Here is a 5,798-nt window from a genome sequence, read left to right as displayed (position 1 = left end):
GCGTACGTCATCGACACCGGCGTGCGCATCAGCCACAAGGACTTCGGCGGCCGCGCCAGCTACGGGTACGACGCCGTCGACAAGGACAACACCGCCGACGACGGCAACGGCCACGGCACCCACGTGGCCGGAACCATCGCCGGAACCGCCCACGGTGTCGCCAAGAAGGCCAAGATCGTCGCGGTCAGGGTGCTCGACAACAACGGCTCCGGTACCACCGAGCAGGTCGTCGCCGGCATCGACTGGGTGACCCAGAACCACCACGGGCCCTCGGTGGCCAACATGAGCCTCGGCGGAGGCGCCGACCCCGCTCTCGACGAGGCGGTCAAGAAGGCCATCGCCTCGGGCGTCACGTTCGCCGTCGCCGCCGGAAACGAGTCGGCGGACGCGGGGCAGGGGTCACCGGCCCGCGTCCCCGAGGCCATCACGGTCGCCTCCAGCACCAAGGACGACGCCCAGTCGGACTTCTCCAACTTCGGCAAGATCGTGGACCTGTACGCGCCGGGCTCGGACATCACCTCCGACTGGAACGACAGCGACGAGGGGACCAAGACGATCTCCGGCACCTCCATGGCCACCCCGCATGTCACCGGAGCCGCGGCCGTCTACCTGGCCGGGCACCCCGACGCCACGCCCGCCCAGGTCGCCTCCGCACTCGTCGGTGCGGCGACCAGTGACAAGATCACCAACCCGAGCAGCGGAACACCCAACAAGCTGCTGAAGGTGACCGAGTAGCGAGAACCCGGCGGTGCCGTCAGCGCGTACGGCAGCGGCACCGCCGGGCATGATCCTCGTGGTCGTCAGTCGCTGTGGACGCCGACCTCGTACAGCGAGTAACCCCACTTGGTCCCGCGTTCCGTGCCCGTGATGCGGACGTAGCGGGCCGGCGTGCCGGTGAAACGTGCGGTGTCGAGGCCGCCGTCGCCGGTGGTGGTCGACCAGACGGTCCGCCAGGTCACGCCGTCGGTGGACAGCTCGATGCGGTACGACTTCCCGTACGCGCGCTCCCAGTCGAGCGTGACGCGCCCGACCCGGTGGGTGGAGCCCAGGTCGATCCGCAGCCACTGGTCGTCGCTCCAGTCGCTGGCCCAGCGGGTGTCCCGGGTGCCGTCCACGGCGCGGCTCGACGCGTAGCTGGTGAACGGGTTCCACTCGGTCGAACTGGCCGTGGTCGAGGCCCCGTCGGCGAGGTTGACTCCCGCCTGGTGCCGCTCCGTCGCTCCCCAGGTGTCGAGGTAGGACTCGGCGCCCCGGAAGAGGTCGTTCACCACGCTCTGGCCGCCGACGAGCCTGATGTCCTCGATCCAGTCCGGGACGAGGCCGTAGTGCGCGGCTCCGTCGGTGTTCAGGTCCCAGGTGCGCTCACCGGTGGTCTGCCGGTCGATGAGGGAGCCGCCGTCGACACTGCGGAACGGGTACGTGACCTTGTTGGGGGCGTCCGTGCCCCTGGGTCCCGGCCAGCCGCCGACACCGTTCATGTCGGTGCCGTAGCCGTAGCCGACGTCGTACTTGTCCCGCAGCGCCTTGGTGCGGTTCGCCTCGGCCACGAATCCCTCGGAGCCGTGCATGTACTGGGCGATGAAGCCGCCGAGGCCGTAGACCCGGTCGGTCCAGTTCAGGTCCATCCAGCTGTGCGAGGAGATGACGCCGGGGTAGGAGTCGGCCTCGAAGATGTCGAGCGCGCGGCCGACGGCCTTGACGCTCATGTGGTCGATCTCCAGCATCATCTTGCGTTTCATCATGCCGCGCACGGCGTACTCACCGAGGTCGGTGAGCCCGCGGGTGTTGCACTGCGCGTCCGAGTCGTACGAGGGGACGCTCACGCCCGCCGGGAGTTTCGCCTCGGCCCCGGGCGCCGCGGCCGAGCCGATGGGGTTGTCGTGCTGCGGGCCCGTGCACTTCTCCGTCTTCCAGAAGGTGCCGGTGGACAGGAACTGCCCGACGTTGATGGCCGTTCCGAGCCCGCCCGAGTCGAAGCGGACCCCGCACAGCGCGTTGTCGAACTTGTGGCACAGGAACATGCTGCGCACGCCCAGCGCGTACAGCTCGTCGAGGCCCGCGTCGATGTCCTTCTTGTCGCACTGCGGGATGTCCAGGATCTGCTTGCAGCCGAACGGCTCGGAGGTCTCCACGCCCAGGATGACGGCCAGCTTGCCCTGCTTGACGACCTCACGGGCCTGCGCGCTGTCGGTGACGATCCGGAACCAGCCCTTGCCCGGGCCGCCGTACATCTTGTCGACGTAGGCCTGCAGGTCGTACGTCAGCTTCGCCTGCAGCCGGATCGACGTCATCTCGTCGCAGCTGCGGTCCTTGAAGAAGTACACCGAGCAGATCACGCCGTTGGTGACGAGGTCGTTGACCAGCACCCGCTGGCCGCCGCGCCAGGCCCGCTCCACCCACGCGTAGTAGTTCTGCTGGTGGGTCAGCGAGTCGTGTGCGGGCCAGTCCTTGAACGTGGGCCAGCCGACCGGGTCGTGTCTGCCGTCACCGCCCTTGGTGATGAAGTCGAAGACGGCCAGCGAGCCGTCCGGGTAGTGCTCGGGACAGTCCTTGAGCGCGTCGGCGATCCCGGCCTCGGAGAAGGTCTTGCCGCAGATGAGGCGCCCGCCGAAGCCCTCGTTGGCGAACAGGTGGTCGTGGGCGTCGACGAACCCGCGCACCTCGCCCTTGGCGTCGGTGCCGGTGAACGGCTCCCCGGTGACGTTGATCTGGGAGTCCGGCGTGGGCCGTGCGGTCGGGAGCCACCAGTCGTTGCCGGCCGCCGAACTCGGGGTGGGCCCGAGGACGACGGCCAGGACGAGGAGGAGCAGTGAGACGACGGTGACGTCTCTGCGTCTGCGGTACGGGCGGCTGGTCATGGCCACGGCCCACGTCCCTCGGTCGGCGGAATTTGTCATGTCCTATGCAAACTGCCCACCGAGGATCGCCAGTGCCGCCTTCAACGTCAAGACTCCGGCCATGGGTGATGACCGCAGGAGCTTCGTTCGGGGGACGGGCTGAGGCTCACAACCCGACGACGACCAGAGCGATGTCGTCCCTGGCGCCATGGCTGACACCCAGACGCGCCAGCAGGGTGTCGGCCAGGCGCTCGGGGCCGAGTCCCTTGCAGCGGGCCAGGGTGTCGGTCAGTCGCCGCAGTCCGGTGTCGATGTCCTCGTCACGGCGTTCGACCAGGCCGTCCGTGTAGAGGACGAGGACGTCGCCGGGGTGATAGGTGGTGCCGGCCTGGGGGCGCGGAACGTGTTCCGGTCGTGCGCCCAGGGGTGGATCGGTGGCCTGGTCCAGTAGTTCGCAGGTGCCGTCGCGGTGCATCAGCACGGGAGGCGGATGACCCGCGCTGGAGTAGATGATCAGCTGTGAGCGTGTGTCGACCAGGGCTGTCACGGCAGTGGCTGCCAGGGCACCGTCCACGGAGCGGGCGTACAGGCCCAGGATCTCCAGGGCCTGTGCGGGGCCCGCGACGGCCCGGCTGGCGGCGGACAGCGCGCTGCGCAGCATGCCCATGACGGTGGCGGCCTCCAGGCCATGGCCGACCACGTCGCCGACGGCCACGGTGAAACGCCCGTCGGTAAGATCGGCGGTGTCGTACCAGTCGCCGCACACGTTCAGTGAACCGATCGCCGGCAGGTAGCGCACCGCCACGTTGGAGTGCCGGGCCAGGTCCGGTGAGTGCAGCATGGCCTCCTGCAGCGTGATCGCCACCTGCCGCTCGCGTGCGTGCGCACGCCGTAGCTCATCGTTCAGACGTTCGAGTTCCTTGGCTCGGGCGTACAGCTCGGCCTCCATGCCCTCCGCCCGTCGGCCTTGAGGGGCGGTGCTGTCCCGCTGCCGCTGCCGGCGCTCACGGACGAAGGAGCTGACGTCCTCGACCCGGTGAATGATCCATGCGGCTCGTCCGTCCGGCCCGAGCACCGGGGTGTTGACCGTGGACCACCAGCGCTCCTCGAAGACGCCCGGTTGCGCGGCGACGGGGATGTCGTACCGCTGAACAGCCATGGTGTCCGGTTTCCTCGTGGCCAGCACCCGCTCCAGTGAGGCGGAGAGATTGAGGACTCCGTTGGCCTCGGGGTCGGCGGGGTTGCCGGGAAAGGCATCGAAGAGGTGCTGCCCGAGCAGATCCTGACCGGTGCGGCCGGTCGCCCGGCAGTAAGCCTCATTGACGCCCACGATCATCAGGCCGGGGCTGAGCACCAGATACGGACTGGGGGCGGCGGCGAACAGCGCGGCGTAGTCGACCTGATCCACGGTCGGCTGCCCAGCTGCGGCAGGGGCGCCCATGTGTCCAATGTACGAGGTGCGCCGTCGGCGGAGCGAGGCGAGCACCGGTACCTACGGTGATCTGGTCACGACAGGAGCAGGGGAAGATCACTACCCTGCCCGGGTGTTCTCACATGACGAGTTGACGCCACCGGAACGTGAGGTGTGGGCCGCGTTCCCCGAAGGGCGCCGGGTGGACCTGCGCACGGGCACGCCCGAGGACGACGACGTTGCCGGGGGCGGGCAGTGGGGGCCCGAACGCACGGTTCGGGCCGCCGTGATCGCGGCGCTGGTCCTGGGCGCGGGTACCGCGCGGCCAGGCGTCGCCGCCTGCCTGAGGCTCTCCGGCGCGCGGATATCCGGACACCTCGGTCTCGCGGGCGTGGAGATAGGCCACCCCCTCTGGTTCGAGGACTGCTGGTTCGAGGAAGGCGTGGACCTCTTCGGGGCGTCGACCCACTCGATCGCGATCGTGGGCAGCCGGGTGCCGGGCGTGGAAGCGGGCTCGATCCGCATCGAGGGACGCCTCGACCTGCGGCGCTCCCGCCTGGAAAGCGGCCCCGCCTCCCCCTTCCACCGCAGCGTCACCGCCCTGTCGCTCATCAACGCCCACGTGAGCGGCGCCGTGAGCCTCAACGCGGCCGAGATCACCGCACCCGGGGCGTGGGCCGTGTCCGCCGGTGGCCTGGTCGCGGAAGGAGGCGTCTACTGCCGGGACGGATTCGTCGCGCACGGTGAAGTCCGCCTGATGGGAGCACAGTTGCCGGGCGGGCTCTTCATGAACGGCGCACGCCTGGAGCGCCCCGCCCCCCCCGCGGGGTGGCCCTCGCCCTGGACAACGCCGTGGCCTCGACACTCGAGTTCTCCGCGGGCTTCACCGCCGACGGGACGGTACGACTGCGGGGTGCCCGGGTCTCGGACAACCTGACCTTCGAGGGAGCGGTCCTGAACGGGCCGCCCGACGGCCACGGACCGTCCCTGGTCGCCCTCCTGATGCGGGCCGTCGACTTCGACTTCACTCCGGCCCGGCCGCCGTCCGGCACGGTCGACCTGCGGGGCGCGCAGGTGTCCTACCTGCACGACAGCGACCACAGCTGGCCGGACACGGTGGAGCTGGACGGCTTCGTCTACGGCTCCATCAAGGTGGCAGAGGCGGGCGAGCGGCGGGAGGCGGTGGCGCGGCGCGACTCGGTGGCCCACCGCGTGGCATGGATACGCCGCAGCCCCGGCTACAACCCGCAGCCGTACGAGCAGTTGGCGAGCTGGTACCGAAAGGCCGGTCACGACGACGACGCCCGCCGGGTGCTGCTGGCCAGGCAGCGCCACCGCCGGCGCACCCTGCACCCGGCCGGGCGGCTCTGGGGCCTGCTGCTCGACGCCGCCGTCGGCTACGGCTACCGCCCCTGGCTCGCCGCGCTGTGGCTCCTGGCGTTCACCGCGCTCGGCACGACCGTCTTCGGCACCCACACCCCGCACCCGGCCCAGTCCGGCCCTGGGCCGCGCTTCTCCGCCCTCGTCTACACCCTGGACCTGCTCATCCC

4 protein-coding genes and 1 pseudogene are annotated in these 5,798 nt (G+C 70.1%); 3 read left to right on the top strand and 2 right to left on the bottom strand.

All coding sequences use genetic code 11. The features are described from left to right. Positions 1-735 (top strand): S8 family peptidase (locus BEK98_RS44980; protein WP_143684251.1); only part of this gene is annotated, 735 nt, incomplete at its 5' end. A 65-nt stretch (positions 736-800) separates the two neighbouring features. Here BEK98_RS44980 and BEK98_RS44975 read toward each other — a convergent pair. Together BEK98_RS44975 and BEK98_RS44970 are read right to left on the bottom strand one after the other, a co-directional pair. After that, complete coding sequence (locus BEK98_RS44975; RefSeq protein WP_094222626.1) at positions 801-2,858, bottom strand: galactose-binding domain-containing protein; 2,058 nt, start codon at positions 2,856-2,858, stop codon at positions 801-803. 145 nt (positions 2,859-3,003) lie between these two features. Beyond that, positions 3,004-4,278: a SpoIIE family protein phosphatase gene (locus BEK98_RS44970; RefSeq protein WP_094222625.1), complete on the bottom strand. Its 1,275-nt coding sequence runs from the start codon at positions 4,276-4,278 to the stop codon at positions 3,004-3,006. Positions 4,279-4,381: 103 nt separating this feature from the next. Between BEK98_RS44970 and BEK98_RS50555 the strand changes: the two genes are divergently transcribed. Both BEK98_RS50555 and BEK98_RS50550 read left to right on the top strand, forming a co-directional pair. Continuing rightward, positions 4,382-5,185 (top strand): hypothetical protein, encoded by an 804-nt coding sequence (locus tag BEK98_RS50555; RefSeq protein ID WP_244202265.1) that lies wholly within the window; start codon positions 4,382-4,384, stop codon positions 5,183-5,185. After that, positions 5,101-5,798, top strand: a pseudogene (locus BEK98_RS50550) (oxidoreductase); the annotation flags it as partial. The gene BEK98_RS50555 and the pseudogene BEK98_RS50550, both read left to right, overlap by 85 nt.

The organism is Streptomyces diastatochromogenes (genome assembly GCF_002242805.1).
Taxonomy (GTDB): domain Bacteria; phylum Actinomycetota; class Actinomycetes; order Streptomycetales; family Streptomycetaceae; genus Streptomyces; species Streptomyces diastatochromogenes.
Note: the sequence above shows the minus strand (reverse complement) of the source record. Positions and strands in the feature narration are given on the sequence as shown.